Origin of the sequence: Paraburkholderia sp. Ac-20336 (assembly GCF_017105025.1) — a bacterium.
In the GTDB taxonomy this organism is placed as follows: domain Bacteria; phylum Pseudomonadota; class Gammaproteobacteria; order Burkholderiales; family Burkholderiaceae; genus Paraburkholderia.
In genome coordinates this window covers 18115-34523 of the sequence record NZ_JAAGPS010000048.1, presented here as the reverse complement: position 1 = coordinate 34523, position 16409 = coordinate 18115, and the positions used below count along the sequence as shown (strand labels likewise).

General features: G+C 61.2%; 15 protein-coding genes. 8 read left to right on the top strand and 7 right to left on the bottom strand.

Annotated features, from left to right (window positions below; genetic code table 11):
• Window positions 1-6: 6 nt before the first annotated feature.
• Complete coding sequence (locus GXB81_RS15990; RefSeq protein ID WP_167041479.1) at window positions 7-315, bottom strand: hypothetical protein; 309 nt, start codon at window positions 313-315, stop codon at window positions 7-9.
• Window positions 316-614: 299 nt separating this feature from the next.
• Window positions 615-785: a hypothetical protein gene (locus tag GXB81_RS15985; protein ID WP_167041477.1), complete on the bottom strand. Its 171-nt coding sequence runs from the start codon at window positions 783-785 to the stop codon at window positions 615-617.
• Between the two features lie 318 nt (window positions 786-1103).
• Between GXB81_RS15985 and GXB81_RS15980 the strand changes: the two genes are divergently transcribed.
• A complete protein-coding gene (locus GXB81_RS15980; protein WP_205989744.1) occupies window positions 1104-1430 on the top strand; it encodes an H-NS family nucleoid-associated regulatory protein in 327 nt (108 codons plus the stop codon).
• 21 nt (window positions 1431-1451) lie between these two features.
• On the opposite strand, the gene GXB81_RS15975 is transcribed toward GXB81_RS15980, so the two are convergent.
• The gene (locus tag GXB81_RS15975; RefSeq protein ID WP_205989743.1) at window positions 1452-2006 is read right to left on the bottom strand and encodes an arsenate reductase ArsC; all 555 of its coding nucleotides are present in this window, start codon (window positions 2004-2006) and stop codon (window positions 1452-1454) included.
• 259 nt (window positions 2007-2265) lie between these two features.
• Window positions 2266-3027, bottom strand: a complete 762-nt coding sequence (locus tag GXB81_RS15970) for a J domain-containing protein (protein ID WP_167283830.1) — start codon at window positions 3025-3027, stop codon at window positions 2266-2268.
• Window positions 3028-3474: 447 nt separating this feature from the next.
• Between GXB81_RS15970 and GXB81_RS15965 the strand changes: the two genes are divergently transcribed.
• On the top strand, window positions 3475-4182 hold the full coding sequence (locus tag GXB81_RS15965; RefSeq protein ID WP_167283829.1) for an NAD(P)H-dependent oxidoreductase: 708 nt from the start codon (window positions 3475-3477) through the stop codon (window positions 4180-4182).
• 322 nt (window positions 4183-4504) lie between these two features.
• Window positions 4505-4720 carry a transcriptional regulator gene (locus GXB81_RS15960; RefSeq protein WP_167041464.1) on the top strand — a complete coding sequence of 72 codons (216 nt, stop codon included), beginning with the start codon at window positions 4505-4507 and terminating at the stop codon, window positions 4718-4720.
• Between the two features lie 214 nt (window positions 4721-4934).
• Here the strand turns inward: GXB81_RS15960 and GXB81_RS15955 are convergent, their stop codons facing one another.
• Window positions 4935-6887, bottom strand: a complete 1953-nt coding sequence (locus GXB81_RS15955; RefSeq protein WP_205989742.1) for a hypothetical protein — start codon at window positions 6885-6887, stop codon at window positions 4935-4937.
• 684 nt (window positions 6888-7571) lie between these two features.
• Between GXB81_RS15955 and iaaH the strand changes: the two genes are divergently transcribed.
• The 5 genes from iaaH to GXB81_RS15930 all read left to right on the top strand — a co-directional run bounded on the left by iaaH (window position 7572) and on the right by GXB81_RS15930 (window position 13399).
• A complete protein-coding gene (iaaH, locus tag GXB81_RS15950; protein WP_167283827.1) occupies window positions 7572-9026 on the top strand; it encodes an indoleacetamide hydrolase in 1455 nt (484 codons plus the stop codon).
• A gap of 121 nt (window positions 9027-9147) precedes the next feature.
• Complete coding sequence (locus GXB81_RS15945; protein WP_167283826.1) at window positions 9148-9936, top strand: CDP-diacylglycerol diphosphatase; 789 nt, start codon at window positions 9148-9150, stop codon at window positions 9934-9936.
• Window positions 9937-10553: 617 nt separating this feature from the next.
• Window positions 10554-10712 carry a hypothetical protein gene (locus GXB81_RS15940; RefSeq protein ID WP_205989741.1) on the top strand — a complete coding sequence of 53 codons (159 nt, stop codon included), beginning with the start codon at window positions 10554-10556 and terminating at the stop codon, window positions 10710-10712.
• Window positions 10713-11105: 393 nt separating this feature from the next.
• Window positions 11106-12314 carry a hypothetical protein gene (locus GXB81_RS15935; protein WP_205989740.1) on the top strand — a complete coding sequence of 403 codons (1209 nt, stop codon included), beginning with the start codon at window positions 11106-11108 and terminating at the stop codon, window positions 12312-12314.
• Window positions 12315-12325: 11 nt separating this feature from the next.
• Entirely contained in the window at window positions 12326-13399 is a 1074-nt protein-coding gene (locus GXB81_RS15930; protein ID WP_205989739.1) for an acyltransferase, read from the top strand.
• A 414-nt stretch (window positions 13400-13813) separates the two neighbouring features.
• Here GXB81_RS15930 and glmS read toward each other — a convergent pair whose 3' ends face one another.
• Window positions 13814-15631, bottom strand: coding sequence for a glutamine--fructose-6-phosphate transaminase (isomerizing) (gene glmS, locus GXB81_RS15925; RefSeq protein WP_205989738.1), 1818 nt, complete (start codon window positions 15629-15631; stop codon window positions 13814-13816).
• Window positions 15632-15687: 56 nt separating this feature from the next.
• A complete protein-coding gene (locus tag GXB81_RS15920) occupies window positions 15688-16407 on the bottom strand; it encodes a carboxypeptidase regulatory-like domain-containing protein (protein WP_205989737.1) in 720 nt (239 codons plus the stop codon).
• Window positions 16408-16409: the final 2 nt, after the last annotated feature.

The following is a 16409-nucleotide window of genomic DNA, read 5'->3' as shown; positions in this document are numbered from 1 at the left end:
CGACCTTCACTGCCCGACATAGACCTTGCAGGGCGCCCCGGAAGCACATGAGCGGCCGCCGCCCGCTTCCGATTGCCCCTCCGACGCGCCGCCATAAGACACATTGCGCACCGTCTGCGCTTCCTGCCTCGGCTGCCAGCCACGGCCGAACGACATGTCGGTGGTGGCCTGCGCCGATTCGTTCGCGTTCTGCTGCATCAGTTCGTGGCCCGACATGCCGGACCCCGGCTGCTCACCCGGTTGCGCCGCATGGGCCGTTCTCGGTGCGAGAAACAGCACGGTGCAGGCGGCAACCATCAATACGCGTACTTTCATTTCCGGACTCCTTGCATCCGGCGCAGCAGCTTTCGTCCTCCAGAAGAATTGATCCGCAAAAAGCCGGCCGCCCAAGCGGGCCGAGGAACGGGTCGATGCCAATGCGCCACTGCTGCGACGGGTCATCGAACTAAACGGGTGAAGAATTGCCACACTTGCAACCGACGTCGGACACGCATTCGCGCGTCGCCGGAATCGGCCGCCGCAAGAGCGGCAGCAAGTCTGCGTTCCGCAGTTTCTGTAGTTCTTTTATAGTTCGAACGAGAGGGAATTCAATCGAGGCGGTTCCGTCGATGTGGTCAAATGTCCACACCGTTCGATAAACCGCATTTGCCGATAAAATCCGTGCAGACAAAACGTGCCTTGCGCGCGCATTGCGTTATGATGTCGTCATAACGCACAAAAAGCGGCGGCCGTGCATCGGCGAAAGTCCGGTGAAAGACGGAAAGCGTGGAATTGATCCCAGCCATTCGCACTCAATGCGTCGAGACAAGGTTTTTTCATCGCGGACACCGGGCCTACCGGCCCCGTTTGCCGCGCTGCGACATGCTGAAATATTTTCTGATCGAAACACCGGGTTTGACGGTCGATTTTTCACGCGACCGTCTTCGGCATAGGCCGTCGTATTGCAATTCAGGGAGCAACGTTTTTTAACGCGGCTCGTGGCATTCCCTTCAATCAACAACCCCACCGCGGGCCGGCCCTCTTCATTGGGCTCGATGCTTCGCAGCTATTGCCTGCTATCTGTACCGACAGAATGCCGGACGTTTTAGAAGGACGAATATCTTATGGACGAAAGGAAGCGAGATAGCATGATTGCGTATCTCCGCCATCGTATGGACGAGTTTGGCATCAAACCGGAAGACCTCGCCGCCGCACTCGCCTCCGAGTCGATGGCGAAACAGGCCGAGCGCTATCGCAGTGCGACCGGAGACAGTTGGGACGGCAACGGCGAAATGCCGCAATGGCTCAAGCAGGCCATTAGTGCCGGGCAAAGTATCGAACACTTCGAATTGTCGCCAAAGCCGGTGCCCACGCCCCAGCCGAAAAAACAGGTGGACTGGTCGAAAGATCCGTTTGCCGGAACGCCGCTCGCGCGCCAGCAAGGCCGTTGAAGCCTGGCCGCCCTGCTTGCCTCAGGGCACGATTGAAATTGCGCCGGCTTCGAAATGCGCCGCCGCGCCGCGCACCGTTTTTGTGCCGCCACTCGTTCCATTTGCATCGTGCGCAACATTCGCGGCATGCTGCGCATATTGCGGCAATTCGATAAAAGCGCTCACCTGCCGCACGATCTGCCAGAACGTCTTGTCGAAAAGACGCGCCTGCTCGTCATCGGATACGTTGCCGCCCGCGAGCGGATCGGCGATCGCCCAGTCGAGAAATAACGGCTCGCCGGGAAATACCGGCGCATGAAGTCCGCTGACCGAAACGTCGAGCGCGATCACGACATCCATGCGCGGCGCCCATTCTCCAGTGAATTCGAGCCAGCTTTTCGGACTCAGCATCGCGCGCCCGGAAATGCCGGGCCGCAATTGCGCCAGCGCCAGCGGATGAATTCGCGCAGCCGGCTCGGGGCCCGCGCTGAATGCTTCGAACCGGTGTCCCGCCAGTTCTCGCAGTAAAGCTTCGGCAATGATGCCGCGAATCGAATTGTCCCGACAAAGAAACAGCACCTTATATTTTCTGGTCACGCCGATCCCGTACCCATGTTTTCTATTGGCCCCTGAGCGGCATTTTGCCGCCCCTGTCTTGCGCCCCCGTGACACGACGGCGTCTCCACTTTTTGCGCCACGGGAATTCGTACTGGCATCGATTCACGGGCACTGAGCACAACGCACTGCCAAACATTGCGCAGTGTACCAGTGAGCGATACGTCTTACATTATCCTGTCAATATTCGATGAATCACGCGGCACTCGCGCCATCGTACCGCACCGGCGCGATGCGTCGTTCAGAAGCGCAGGCCGTGCAGAAACTGCAACCAGAGATTGCTGAGCGTGCTGGCTGGGTGTATCCCGCTCGCGGGTTCGTCGTGCTTCACATCCTGTCTCGCATCATGCTGCGTGTCGCCTGCGTGATCTGCGCCGCCAGATCGATGCGCGTCGTGACCGGTGGCCTGATTCGTCTGCGCTGTGCCGGTCTCCGCCGTGGCTTCAGGTGAATCGTCTGCGCCAGCTTCGGCCTTCGTGCGCGCGCTCTGCGCGGCCGCTTTCGCCTGCTTCTTCGCATCTTTCGTTTTTTGCGCGGCTTGCGCTTCCTCTCTGCGCGCCGTCTGCAACGCAGCCACGCTGTCCGCAATCTGCGCGGCACGCTGCGGCTCGCATTGACGGCCGAGCAACACGCCGAACAACACGTCGCGATTGTGCCCTTCGTCGGCGAAGCGCATCGCGAGCGACACCATCTCCGCATACGCCGCTTCGTCGGCCGCGCGCGCCACCGCTTCGCGTTTCGCCTGGGCGCGTTGACGGCGCGCGAGCTGCGCTTCGAACGCGCGCATCTGCTCGGCGTAAACGGCGTCGTAGACCTTGCGCTGTTCGGCGTCGGAAAGAATCGCGTACGCGTCCTTGATCTCCTGGAACGCGGCGCGCGCCGTGTCTTCGGCGCCATGATTGCGGTCGGGATGCCACTTCATCGCGGCTTTCCGGTAGGCCCGCTTGATTTCTTCGTCGCTGGCGTGCGCATGCACGCCGAGCGTGTCGTACAGGGTTGCCATGCTTTGCTCGATCTCGCCGGTCATTGACCAGGCCATCGTAGCATGCGAAAAACGGCGTCACCGTGAAGCGGCCGCGCCCCGCGACCGGGCGCGCGGGAACAGCGGCAAAAATCGCGAAAAACCCGCAAAAAAAGGCCTCGCCACCGATGTAGCGAGGCCGAGTCCCATGTCAAAGGAGATGCCATGGAGGAGACGAATCCATCATAAGCGCCATGCGGTGCGGGCCCAACCAATGGTTCGCCATATGCTTATCGGCCGCGCCTTCACGTGCATTGCAGCGCGCCGGCCATCGCGCGGTTATATCGTTAGAACAAAAAGTCGCTTAGCGGCGCGGCTCGGCGTCATTAAGATGACACTTCAAAGTCCGGTTCGCCGGCCGGCTCTCGCGCAGTCCGCCTGAACCGCATCATGAACCGCGCCATCCGCCGCTACCGAAGGAGCATTTCGTTGAGCAGATTCGATCATTCCCGCCGGCCGCTTATCGTCGGCATTGGCGGCACGACACGCGCGGCCTCGTCGACCGAGCGCGCGCTCGCCTTTGCGCTGCGCGGCGCCGAAGCCGCCGGCGCCGACACCCGGCTGTTCGGCGGCGCCTTCCTGCATAGCCTGCCGCATTACGCGCCGGAACAGCCCGAACGCACCGCGGAACAGCTCGAACTGATCGAGGCCGTGCGCCGCGCGGACGCGCTGATCGTCGCGACGCCCGGCTACCACGGCGGCGTGTCGGGCCTCGTCAAGAACGCGCTCGACACGCTCGAGGAACTGCGCGCCGACGCGCGTCCCTATCTCGACGGCCGCGCGGTCGGCTGCATCGTCACGGCCTATGGCTGGCAGGCGGCGGGCTCCGTGCTGAGTTCGCTGCGCTCGATCGTGCATGCGCTACGCGGCTGGCCGACGCCGTTCGGCGCCGGCATCAATACGCTCGAAACGCGCTTCGATACCGCCGATAGCTGTTCCGACCCGAAGGTCGTCGAACAACTCGCGACAGTCGGCCAGCAGGCCGCGCAATTCGCGCTCGCGTTCAATGCACACCGTACTTCGGGCGCCTCGGGTGCCGTGGGCGCATCATCGGGCGCTCCATCCAGCCAGACAGCCGGCAAGCCCCTTGCCGCCGCGGCCGACACCCGCTCCGCGCGTATCCTGCAAGCAGTCTGATCCGCCTGCTTTCGCGCTCCGTGGCGCCGCCTCGGCGGCGCGCGGCGACGCGACGCGCCGCGCGCAAACCGTGCGCCACATAACAGACACCTCGGGCGTGCTGCCGATAGTGTTACCGGACACAGCGCCTTTGATCCGATCCGGGCTCCTGACTATCGCTCCGGTGCCTCGCTGATTTGCTTACGACGAAAGATTGGTTCACCCGCTGCACAGTGCGGCCCTATCTTAGGGTCTGTGCGCCGCTTCGCGAGCTTCTCGCACGATGGAGCGGCGTCGCACGCACTGGTTTCGATACAACGCACGGGGCAATACCGACAAGATCATGAACTCACACATCCGCTATAAGGGCTACGAAGTCGAAGCGGCTACGCAACTGCTACCGAATGGATTATTCGCCGCCAATCTGACCATAGAGGAATCCAGCGCGACGCGTCGCAAAGCGTATTCGTTCGATGCGCTCGATTACTTCTTCGACGAAGAGCATGCGCTCGCCTATGCGTCCGACTGGGGGCGCATGTGGATCGACAATCGTCAGTAACGTCGGCAAGCCACTGGAGTTGACCCGGTCATTCCGGACACAGCTTCGCACCAAGGTTGACGAATCCATCGAGCGCCGGAACTCGCAAGGCGAGCGGTATTTCCGCGCGCTATGGCGATGCTTCCCGTTGCAATGCTCGAATGCGATAGCACAGATTATGCGAGCCATCTTGTCGGCCTGCGCCACAATCACCACGTTCGGTGTCCGTTCGCTACTAAAACGACAAGCTGCGTGATCGCGCGGGTTGATTGGTTTGCACGCCATCCCCATTCGAAGCCAGTGCGTCCAACACCTCGTATGCGCCACTACCCAGGTTGGACCGAAATACGCTCAGGATAGCGGTACGGGCCCGTTTGTCTGTGACCGTACCTCCACCCTCCCGATCTCTGACGGAGTTTCTGACACTGGTCCTGACAACCGTGCCCGTAATGGCAATGCCGCACTCCGTGGCGTTGCCGACCTCGCGAATGAAATCCATATTGCGACGCACTTGCGCCTCCACAGCGTGGACGAATCTCTCTGAATGGTTGTTCCTCAGATCCGTCAACTCCTGAGCCAATACCTTTTCAGCCCAGTTCAAACGCTGCCGCTCTCCAGATTTCATCGTGACTTCGGGGATGCGCCGGCACAACGCTTCGATCGAATTGTTGCGTACGTTGCTTGTGAAAATGAAGATCGCGTCAATATCGTGCCGGGCACCGCCGTTCGTGTATTGCTTGAAGTTGTCGGAATCCATAATTCGTTTGATATCCGCCACTTTGGCCGAGTGCTCGTCGTCGCCGAAATCTGCTTCATTGACGAGGACGATAACGTCGTTGCGGCCAAACTCCATCTTCTTCGCGTGCAGTATGCCGGCGACTTCGGGCAGTGGCGCATTCAGGGTGCCTAAGGACCAATCGCCAGGCGGCCCCCAGAATTTCGGGCTCAGCAGTTCTTCTAGCGTGGTCTCCACAATAGGACGCTTCACCACTGCGGAAAAATTTTTGACGAACTGCGTTTTTCCAACCCCGCCTCTCCCGGTCAAAAAAACGGCGGGCCGGCTTTCGATGCCCAACTTGTCGAAGAAAACCGTTTTCAGTTCGTCGGCCGTGGAGTCCGGGAAAAAGTCGGCCAGCTCATCCAGCTCTTTGCGCACCCTGGAACTCTTGAGCCACTCATTCCCGTGCCTTGTCACCATCCGCGAGCCCACCAGCACTTCTCGCCTTGCCATCAACAGCTCGGCTTGCGCCAGTCCTTTCATACCATTGGCTGGATTTTGCAGGCATTGGACAATTTGGCTATCGATATCGTTGATTTTCCCCTGGGTCAGGGGATCAAGCGCTTGAGCCATGTAATCTCGGGACTCATCCATCAATTTAGTGTGCACCCGGATTTTCGATTGGTAGGGATCGAGTTCCGTGCGGGGACGCTGCGATGCGCGCAATTGTTCGATCCCGTTGTGCACTGCAGCCCAGGTTCCTTCATAGGCGAAATTGCTCAACGTGTTCCTGGCGAGCGAAACCACGATGTTGCGGGCGCTCAGCCCGTCAGGCATTTTTTCGACCGAATCTCCAGCCGCCTGCGGCTTTGCGCCGGCAATCATGCCCGTCGTCTTGCTAGTGACATACCAGGCAAGCGCGGTGGTGACATCGCTGACGGTCTGAGCCACGGCGGGAGCAGTCGTTTTCATTACGCTCTCGCTCGAACCCAGCCAGAATGCCTCCCGCATCTTGCTGAAATCGAAAGATAGCGGCTCGTCATAGTGCCTGGCGGCAAGCAAGGTCTTGAGATTGCGGCTCCGGGCCGCAAGCGAAAACGGGCTTTCGGCAGGAGCTGGTTCGCTCGATGCACGCTCCTTCTCAAGCACTTGCTCGCGGGCGGTTTCGCCTGTTTCCGATGTCGGCCTGATCGACGGCGGCTGGTCCTTGACACGCACTACAGCCTGCTGTGACTTGATCGCGGGGATCAGCCTGGTGCGTACCTGCTCCGCGGGCACGATCCCCGACGATAGAAGGTACCGTGCGACCTTGAGACGGTTATCCAGTTCGGGGAGTCCTCCCAGCGCACCGGAGATAGGCTGGCGGGTCGGCGGAGATGATCCTGACGGTGCAGTGAGAACGTCTGCGGACGGGGCTTCAGGAGAAAAAACGGTCGTCAATAAAGACGACACCTTGTCGATGCCTAGCATGTTGTCCCCTGCGATCTTGACAGAAATTCGCTTGCTATCAATTCATCGCAGATTGCCAGCGAACACATTTTCTAACCTGAACGCCACCGTGTGTACGGTCATGCAGGAGCGAGTCCAAATAGTTGACTCGCATGCATCTCGCACCGGCTTCCAAAGTAGTTACCCACCCCACTTTGACGCCCGGGCATGGCACATTCAGCAGGCCTTATGCCGGACGGAGTATCACCGGAAATGATCGGTCGAACTTCGCCTGGGAAACTCTTTTGATGCGAAGCATGTTTCAGAAAAACGAACGGGCTGTTGCCAAGGCAGGCAATTCGGCGACAAATCGCATGCCGCTCGCCTTAACCCGCTGCGCGGGTGGACGCGATTCCTGGCCGGCACGGCAAGCACAGACACCCCTTACGCCAGCCCCAAATCGGGCAAGGCGGCCGTGGATAGAATTCTGGCGCGCAGGCGTTGATGCCCGTTACCTCTGCGCCGCCGTTGCATTACCCGGCATCCTCTTTCAGGCGGTTGTGCCAGAATAGCTCAACCCCTGCGTTCGCTTTCCGCACGCGTAACCTGTCCGCTACTTCGACGGATGCCGCAGAAACTCCCGCCCCCTCTCTCCGGATTTCGTGTTTGCCGGACAGCACGCCCATCCCGGAGCAGGTTGCGAGCATCGATACGGAGCCGCCGCTCATGACATGGACCGTCGACGCACAACTCGCGCTGACCGCGACACAGGCGGTCGAGGCGCTGCAGTCGGGCCGCCTCAAAGCCGCCGACTACGTCGCCACGCTGCTCGCGCGCGCCGCCGCGCTCGCGCATCTGAACGCGCTCACCACGCTCGATCTCGACGGTGCGCTCGCGGCCGCGCGGCATATCGACGCCTTGTCCGCGCAAGCGCGAGCACGTCTGCCGCTGGCCGGCCTGCCGATCGTCGTCAAGGACAATATCAACACGGCGGGCTTGCAGACCTCGGCGGGCACACCCGCGCTCGCGGGCTTCGTGCCGGCGACGAACGCGCCTTCGCTGCAACGCCTTCTCGATGCGGGCGCGATCGTGCTCGGCAAGGCCAATATGCACGAACTCGCATTCGGCATTACGAGCACGAACTTCGCCGCGCATGCGGGGCCGGTACGCAATCCCTATGATCCCTCGCTGATGCCGGGCGGTTCGTCGGGCGGCACGGCCGTCGCCATTGCGGCGCGCATCGTGCCTGCCGGACTCGGCACCGACACCGGCGGCTCGACGCGCATTCCCGCCGCGCTGACGGGCACTGCGGGATTGCGTCCATCGGTCGGCAATGGCGGCGCCGAGCGGCGCTATCACGATCCCGACGCGGTCGTGCCGATCAGCCATACGCGCGACACGGTCGGACCGATGGCACGCAGCGTGGCCGATCTCGCGCTGCTCGACGGCGTAATCAGCGGCGACGGCACGCTACCCACGCTCGCGCCCGACCAGCTTCGCATCGGCCTGCCCGAACCGTTGTGGGACGGACTCGAAGCGCAGGTCGACGGTGTCGCGCGGGCCGCGTTGCGCAAGCTCGAAGCGGCCAGCGTGACGTTCGTGCCGCTCGCGCTGAGCGAACTCGAACATCTGAACGGCATGGTCGGCGGACCGATCGCGATTCACGAAGCGCGCGACGACGTGCTCGCGTGGCTCGTCGCGAATCATGCGCCGGTGAAAACGGTTGCCGGAATAGCCGCGCGCATCGCGAGCCCCGACGTGCGCGCAATCTACGACGAAGTACTCGCCGACGCGCTCGGCTCGCACTATCCGACGGCGCTCAATTATTGGCGTCCGCGTTTGCAACGCTATATGGCCGCCGCTTTCGCGCACGCGCAACTCGACGCGCTGCTGTTTCCCACTACGCGGTTGACCGCGGTGCCGATCGACGATCTGCAAGGCTCGTCGACGGTATCGATCGACGGCGGCCCGCCGATCGATACGATGGAAGCCTTCCTGCGCAATACCGATCCGGCCAGCACGTCAGGCATTCCCGGGCTCTCGCTGCCGGCCGGCATCAGCGCGAACGGCTTGCCGGTCGGTCTCGAACTCGACGGCCCGCTCGGCAGCGATAGACGCTTGCTCGCAATCGGCATCGCGTTCGAACACATTCTCGGCGCGTTGCCCGCGCCCGTGCTTTGACGACCACGCGGCCGACCGCGGCGATGTCATCCGCCGCTGTTATCCCTTGAAGTTATCCCTCTATATCATCCTTGATACCCGCGCCTTTGACAGGCTTTTGAAAACACTCCGTTAAACAACAATGACGACACCCGCCACCGCTCATCCGCAACGCGGCCTTTTGCATCGCCTCTCGCTCCTGACCGCGGCACTGGCAGCCGCCCTCGCCACGACTTCATGCGCACGCCTCGCAACGGTCGATTCCAACGCGCTATGGAAAATCGTCGACATACGCTGCGTGCCGTCGCAGCAGGCAACCGGCACGCCGGGCCAATGCACGCTCGTCGATCTCGACAAGCGCTATGTCGTCCTGAAGGATATTCTCGGACGCTCGCAGTACCTGCTGATGCCGACGGACCGCATTACGGGAATCGAAAGTCCGCTCGTGCTCGCGCCCGATGCGAAGGACTATTGGAGCGACGCGTGGGACTCGCGCCACTACGTGCAGGAAGCGGTCAAGCGCACACTACCGGACGATCGGCTGGGCCTCGAAATCAACTCCGAATATCGCCGCTCGCAAAACCAGTTGCATATCCATATCGACTGCATGCAGCGGGAAGCCGGCGTCGCACTCGCGAACCACGCACACGATACGCCCGGCCAATGGCAATGGGACACGCTCGACGGCAAACGCTACCGGATCATGCGCGTCATGTCGCTGACGGGCGCCGACAACCCGTTCCGGATCGTCGCGCGCGACAACCCCGAGCCCGCGACCATGGCGAGGCAAACCATTCTCGTGACGGGCGCGGGAGCCTCCGCCGCGACCGATGGCTGGCTGATCGTCAATAGCGGCATCGACGTCGACAATGGCAGCGGCACGGCCGAAGGGCTGCTCGACCATGCGTGCCGCGTCGCCCAGGATCATTGAGCGTTGGCCGCACACGCGCTATTCACGATTGCGTGGATGCATGGCTCGATAAACTAGTTCGGGGCGCGCCGCGTTGGCTCGTACGATCGGCCACGATCGATGACGCGGCGGCGTTCCGCTTCCCTATTCACGGCTGCGGTATCAAGGTACGTCACCCGTCCATCCGGGATTCAATTTCCTCCGCAAGTGCTCACCGTACGATTTCGTTTGTCACGTTGCAACCTGTAGACCTCATTTGTGACACCGTCTTGTCCGAGCGATCACGCAGCTGCATTGCCTGAGTGCTGCCCGTAGCAGGCCCTGGTTTGTAACGTAACCCTACGTGAAGTTTGTTACGATTGCGCCAACAGATCCTCAGTCCATAAGGGCTTTGTGAAACGTACGCCGTCACGGCTTACCATGGCTCGAACATTGCTCCGACCGGCTCCCCCGCATCGACCGCGTCGACGAAGGCTCGCCCGGATAAGGATGACGCCGATGCCCGTGTGTCCGGTATGCGAACTCGCGGTGAGCGCCCGGGTCACACACCCGTTTTAGTGCAGTCAAGAGTTTGAATATGAAGTCCGCACAGCGTGTTTCCTGAATTCACGTAAATTATTGTAAGGAATTCGAATCAAATGAGCATGCCAATCGATCTGGGCGAACTTCAGGCTGCAAAAGAGGCGGCGAAGGAATTGCGTGACATGTTCAAGACGCTCTCAGAAGCGGAAAAACTTCTCGCGGCCAAGGAGATCAGGATAATCAGTCGGCTAGTTGAAGCGGTCGAGGCGCTGTAACAGGTCAGTGGGCCGTTCTGCCCCGTCCGTACATTAGAACGAAGTGGCCATGAGAAAGGTACTACGAACCTCGATATCTGCATACAAATTCAATGTCGCGTTATAAAAAACTTCTAAACACACGTTGGGCAAGACTGCGTTCGGAAAGATGATTGACACGTTCCGATCAGGGACAATATATGCGTCACGCCGAGCAAAAAAAGAATGGCGCCGGCCTCACATCCTCCCAAATTCCGACAATTCCTGACGTGCCGATCATCCGGCGCATCGCCGCCCCTATACTGGTCGCGTCGGCAGCCCACACATGAGCGCGCCCGCATGCGACGCATTTCCGCCGGCTTGCATATCGATTGCGCGAGGCGAGTGCTATTTCAATCCCCGACTGACTTCACGATGGACTTCTCACTGAGTGACGCCAGCGTCGTCGACTTCATCAGCGTAGCCGTGTCCCTCGTGTGGTCGGGCTGGCTGGTTCGCCGCGATCGTTTCTGCGGCTTCTTTGCGCTGATCGCTACGTACTACACGTTTCTGATCCTCGTGTTTCACCTGGGTGGCGTCTTCATGCACCAGGAGGGCTTTACCGGCAAGATCTACGAGATCGACGAAACGACTTTCCTTCAGGTCAGTCTGTACGCGGCGACGTTCAATCTGATTTTCTTCTCGGTGTTATCGATCGGCAGCACGCCGTTCGAGCTCAGACGGGGCTATATCGGCATCGATGCGGGGCTGATCCGCAATATCTACTTCGGCGTGTTCGTGCTAGGCGCGGTCGTCTATTTCTTCGAATCAGGATCGATCGACTATGCGGGCTATGTGTCATATCGCGGCGTTGCATATGGCTGGGTGCTGATGATCGTCGGCACGTCGACTCTCGTGATGGCATATCTGATGCGCAGTTATGCCGTGATGGCCGTCGTCATGCTTATCTACGCCTACTTCTGCCTGAAAACCGGCGTGCGCTCGTTCCTGCTGATGCCGCTGATGCCGCTCGTGCTGCTACTGCTCGCGAATTCCGATCGCAACCTCGGCAAGAAACTCGCAGTCTATGGTAGCGCCATGCTTGCGGCAGCCCTTGCGCTGCTGCTGCTTCGTCCCGCCAGTGAGATCGCGTTGCCCGAAATGTTCCTGACACATGGGCTGCATGTCGTGTTCTACAAATACACGGGCACAACGGACCTGTCGACCGCGACCCCGCTTGCGGGCTTCCTGACTGGCGCGTTCAACTACTTCCTGAAGATCGATCCGGACTCGTTCGATCCGGCGATCCAGTTCGCGCAAGATTTTTACGGATTCGTCACGCCGGACGGGTTCTATCACATGCCGTTTACCTGGTATGCGGACTCGTTCGCGGCTCACGGTTATGCGGGTGTCGTCTATGGCGCGATCTGGGCCGTGCTGATCCGCGGTTTGAAATGGCTCACGTCACGCGACCCGCTCACGCTTTGCGCGTTCCTGCCGCAAGCGTGCTGGATCGCCTTCTTTGTGATTCGCGGCGCCGCCGCCAACGCGACCAACTCTGTCACGACGCCGATGTGGCTATCCGCAGCCGTGTTCGTATTCCTGAAGGTCGCATCCCTCACGCCGGTCCGCGGAACCCGCTAATCAGCCCACCCATGCCCGATGACTCTCGCTCCATCCATAAGCTGAAGTCGATTCAGGTACTACGAGCGCTCGCCGCGTTGCTCGTCGTCACGTTTCACGCAAGCGCAAATATCGTCAGGCACGGATGGACGATCGCTGCGGCGCAGGTCATCGGCGGCTATGGCGAGATCGGCGTCGACATCTTTTTCGTCGTCTCCGGCTTCGTCATGGCGGCCACGACCCAGCATACCGTGCAGTCAGCGCAGGCGGCGCGCGGTTTCATCGTTTCTCGCCTCACGCGTATCGTTCCGCTCTACTGGATTACGACCAGTTGCTTCGTTATGCTTCTGATCGTTGCGCCACGCGTTTTCGGCGCCGCCACGTTCAGCCTGCCGCACGTCATCGCGTCTTACGCGTTCATTCCGTGGCGCAATCCGCTGGGCGAACCTGCACCGGTACTCAACGTCGGCTGGACGCTCAACTACGAGATGTGGTTCTACCTCGTCTACGCAGTGGCGATCCTGGTCGCGCAGCGACGTGTGGCGCTCATCAGCGCGTTCTTCTGCGCGGCTTCGCTGCTCGGACTCGTCGGTTTCACGAACATCGCGCTGCGAACCTACACGAGCCCGATTACGCTCGAATTCGTGTTCGGCGTGATTGTCGGCACACTGTACACGCGAGGCATGCGCCTTTCAGCGCTCCACGCAGCCATCATGCTTGCTGTGGCACTAGCGGCACTGTGGCTGCCCGGCCCTCATGTGGAAGACGCGATCCGGTTCCTGTCGTTCGGGATGCCGGCGGCGCTGCTGGTCGCCGCCGCCGTCGCGGTGGAGACACGTATCCGCTGGCCGGCGTCGCTGTACAAGGTCGGCGACGCGTCCTACTCGCTCTATCTGATGCACGTCTTCACAGTACCCGTGGCGGTGAAGGTGCTCAGCATGCTCGACACACATCATCGGCTACCGGGCAGCGTCATATGTGCGGCGAGCGTGTTGCTGTCGGTAGGCATCGCGCTGCTCGGCTACCGCACAATCGAAAAGCCGCTCGGCCGCGCGCTCAGGACGATCTCGTTGCCGCGCGGTCCACGGACCGCCTCGCCGGGTTAAACGAGCCAGTTATCTTCTGCGAGGCGATACCGCACGCCGTTCTTTCCTCACCCGCGATTTTCCGATCGAGCCGACACCTGAAGCGCCACGACACACATTTGCATATACGTTCAACATATCAATTTCACGTTATCCGATACGCGAATCAGATCATACAATCGGCTTGCGACCGCCCCGGACAAAAAAAAGCCGGCTGAATCAAGCCGGCAAAAAGCGTTCTGGCAACTCCGAGGACAGCGCCAGAACTGGCCATCAGTATTCCATTCTCCTGAATATCTCGCTGTGATGCGCATCACAGGTATGTCTCGATCTATGCGTGCAGACAAGAACCTCTCTGATTTTCTACGAGAACGCACATACTCGCTTCTGTTCGTCTGCACCTCGTTCAATACCAGGGCCACCGTTACTACGCGACTATTCCACCGTGACCGATTTAGCCAGATTGCGCGGCTTGTCCACATCGGTGCCGCGCGCACAGGCCGTGTGATACGCGAGCAGCTGCAGCGGCACCACATGCAGGATCGGCGACAACAGCCCATAATGCTCCGGCATCCGGATCACATGCAGCCCTTCGTCGTTGACGATCTTGGTATCCGCATCCGCGAACACGTAAAGCTCGCCGCCACGCGCGTGCACCTCATGAAGGTTTGACTTCAGTTTTTCCAGTTGTGCGTCGTTCGGCGCAACCGTCACCACCGGCATTGCCTTCGTGACCAGCGCGAGCGGCCCGTGCTTCAGCTCACCCGCCGGATACGCCTCGGCGTGGATGTATGAGATCTCCTTCAGCTTCAGTGCTCCTTCCAGCGCGATCGGATAATGCAGCCCACGCCCGAGGAACAATGCATGTTCCTTCCGCGAAAGCTCCTCAGCCCAAGCGATGATCTGCGGCTCCAGTGCCAGCACGCTATTGAGCGCTGCCGGCAGATGCCGCAATTGAGAAATATAATTAGCCTCCTGCGTCGCGCTCACATGGCCGCGCAGCCGGCCAAGCGTCACCGTCAGCGTAAACAGCGCCACCAGCTGCGTCGTGAACGCCTTGGTCGACGCCACCCCGATCTCTGTGCCCGCGTGCGTGAGGAACGACAGCGACGTCTGCCGCACGATCGCGCTCGTTGCGACATTGCACACCGCCAGCGTATGCGCATGACCCAGCGACTGCGCATGCCTGAGCGCTGCCAGCGTATCGGCCGTCTCGCCCGACTGCGAGATCACGACGACCAGCGCCTTGCGATCCGGCACCGACTCGCGATAACGATACTCGCTGGCAATCTCCACCTGCGTCGCAATCTTCGCCACCGATTCGAGCCAGTACTTCGCCGTCAACGCCGAGTAGTAGCTCGTGCCGCACGCGAGAATCAGCAGGCTGTCGATGCCTGCGAACACCCTGCCTGCCTCCGCGCCGAACAGCGACGCCTCGAAGTGATCGACCTGCGCAATCGTGTCGCCGATCGCGCGCGGTTGCTCGAAAATCTCCTTCTGCATGAAATGGCGATACGGCCCGAGTTCGACTGCGCCGCCGTACGCCGAGACATGACGGACCTGGCGCCTCACGGACGCGCCGGAACGGTCCGCCATCCGCACGCCACCGAGCGTCAACTCGCACACGTCGCCGTCCTCCAGGAAAACGAAGTCTCCCGTACTGCCCGCAAGCGCCAGTGCATCCGACGCCAAGAAGTACTCGCCGTCGCCCATCCCCACGACCAGCGGCGAGCCCTGCCGCGCACCCACCACCGTATCCGGCTGGTCCTTGTGCAGCACCGCAATCGCATACGCACCGTGCAGTTGCCCCACCGCCTCGCGCACCGCCGCGAACAGATCGCCACGATAGACGCGATGGATCAGATGCGCGATCACTTCGGTGTCGGTCTGCGACACGAACGTATAGCCTTTATCGCGCAACATTTCGCGCAACGACTCATAGTTCTCGATGATGCCGTTGTGCACGATCGCCAGCGCATCGCGGGAAAAGATCGGGTGCGCGTTGTCGGTGACAGGTGCGCCATGCGTCGCCCAGCGCGTATGCGCGATGCCGCTCATGCCCGCGAGGCGGCAGTCGCGCACCTGCGCGTCGAGATCCGCCACGCGCGCGACGCTCCGCGCGCGTGTCGGCTCGCCTCCCGCCAGTACCGCCACACCGCACGAGTCGTAGCCGCGATACTCCAGCCGCCGCAGTCCTTCTATCAGAACAGGGACGATGTTACGTTGCGCTACCGCGCCGACAATACCGCACATGACTTGCCAGACCTCCAGTATCTGATCCGATCAGACGGGGCGACTGATCGCCGGCCTCAGGTGCCGCCCGTACCGCCTGTTCCGCCAGTGCCTCCGGTCGCGCCACCGCCGCCGCTCCTGATCGGATTCGCCGCGCCCGCGGTGATCGTTTGCTGCAGCAGCGCCGCGGCAGGCGCGCCCGACGCGCTGAGCGCACCGGCGCTTTGCAGCTTGTCGAGATCCGCGTCGGGTCCCGGCTGGCCGGTCACGAATGCGGTGGTCAGGAATGCCGACGACGACAACGTGATCCCGTAGGTGTTCTTGATGATTTGCGCGACTGCGGCTTCGGCATTCAGGATCACCGTGCTGTTCGCGAGCGCGCTCTGGAACGTCGTGTTGCTGCTAATGCCAGTCAGCAAACCGTTAGCCGTCGTGCCGAGCTGCGCGGCGAGATAGTTGAAGAGCAGCTCGGTCAGCGACGTCAGGTTGTAGGTGCCCGACCCCGCTGCAAACGAATGCAGCACGGTGCTGCCGCCAGTCCCGGTCAGGACGCACGGCGCATCGAATGCGAACGTCGCGCTATAGGCGCCGGCCGCGTTGGTCGTCGTCGTCGTCGCACCGTTCTTGCAGGTGAGCTGGATCGTGGCCCCCGCTAGCGGTGCGCCGATCGCCGCGGTGCCATTGATGTTCGCGCTGGGCGATGTACCGCTGCCGCCGCACGCAGTCAGCGCATTGATGACGATGGCCGCCGACCCCAGCCGTAACATCCAGCTGACGGAATGCCGAGCAAGCTTCATAG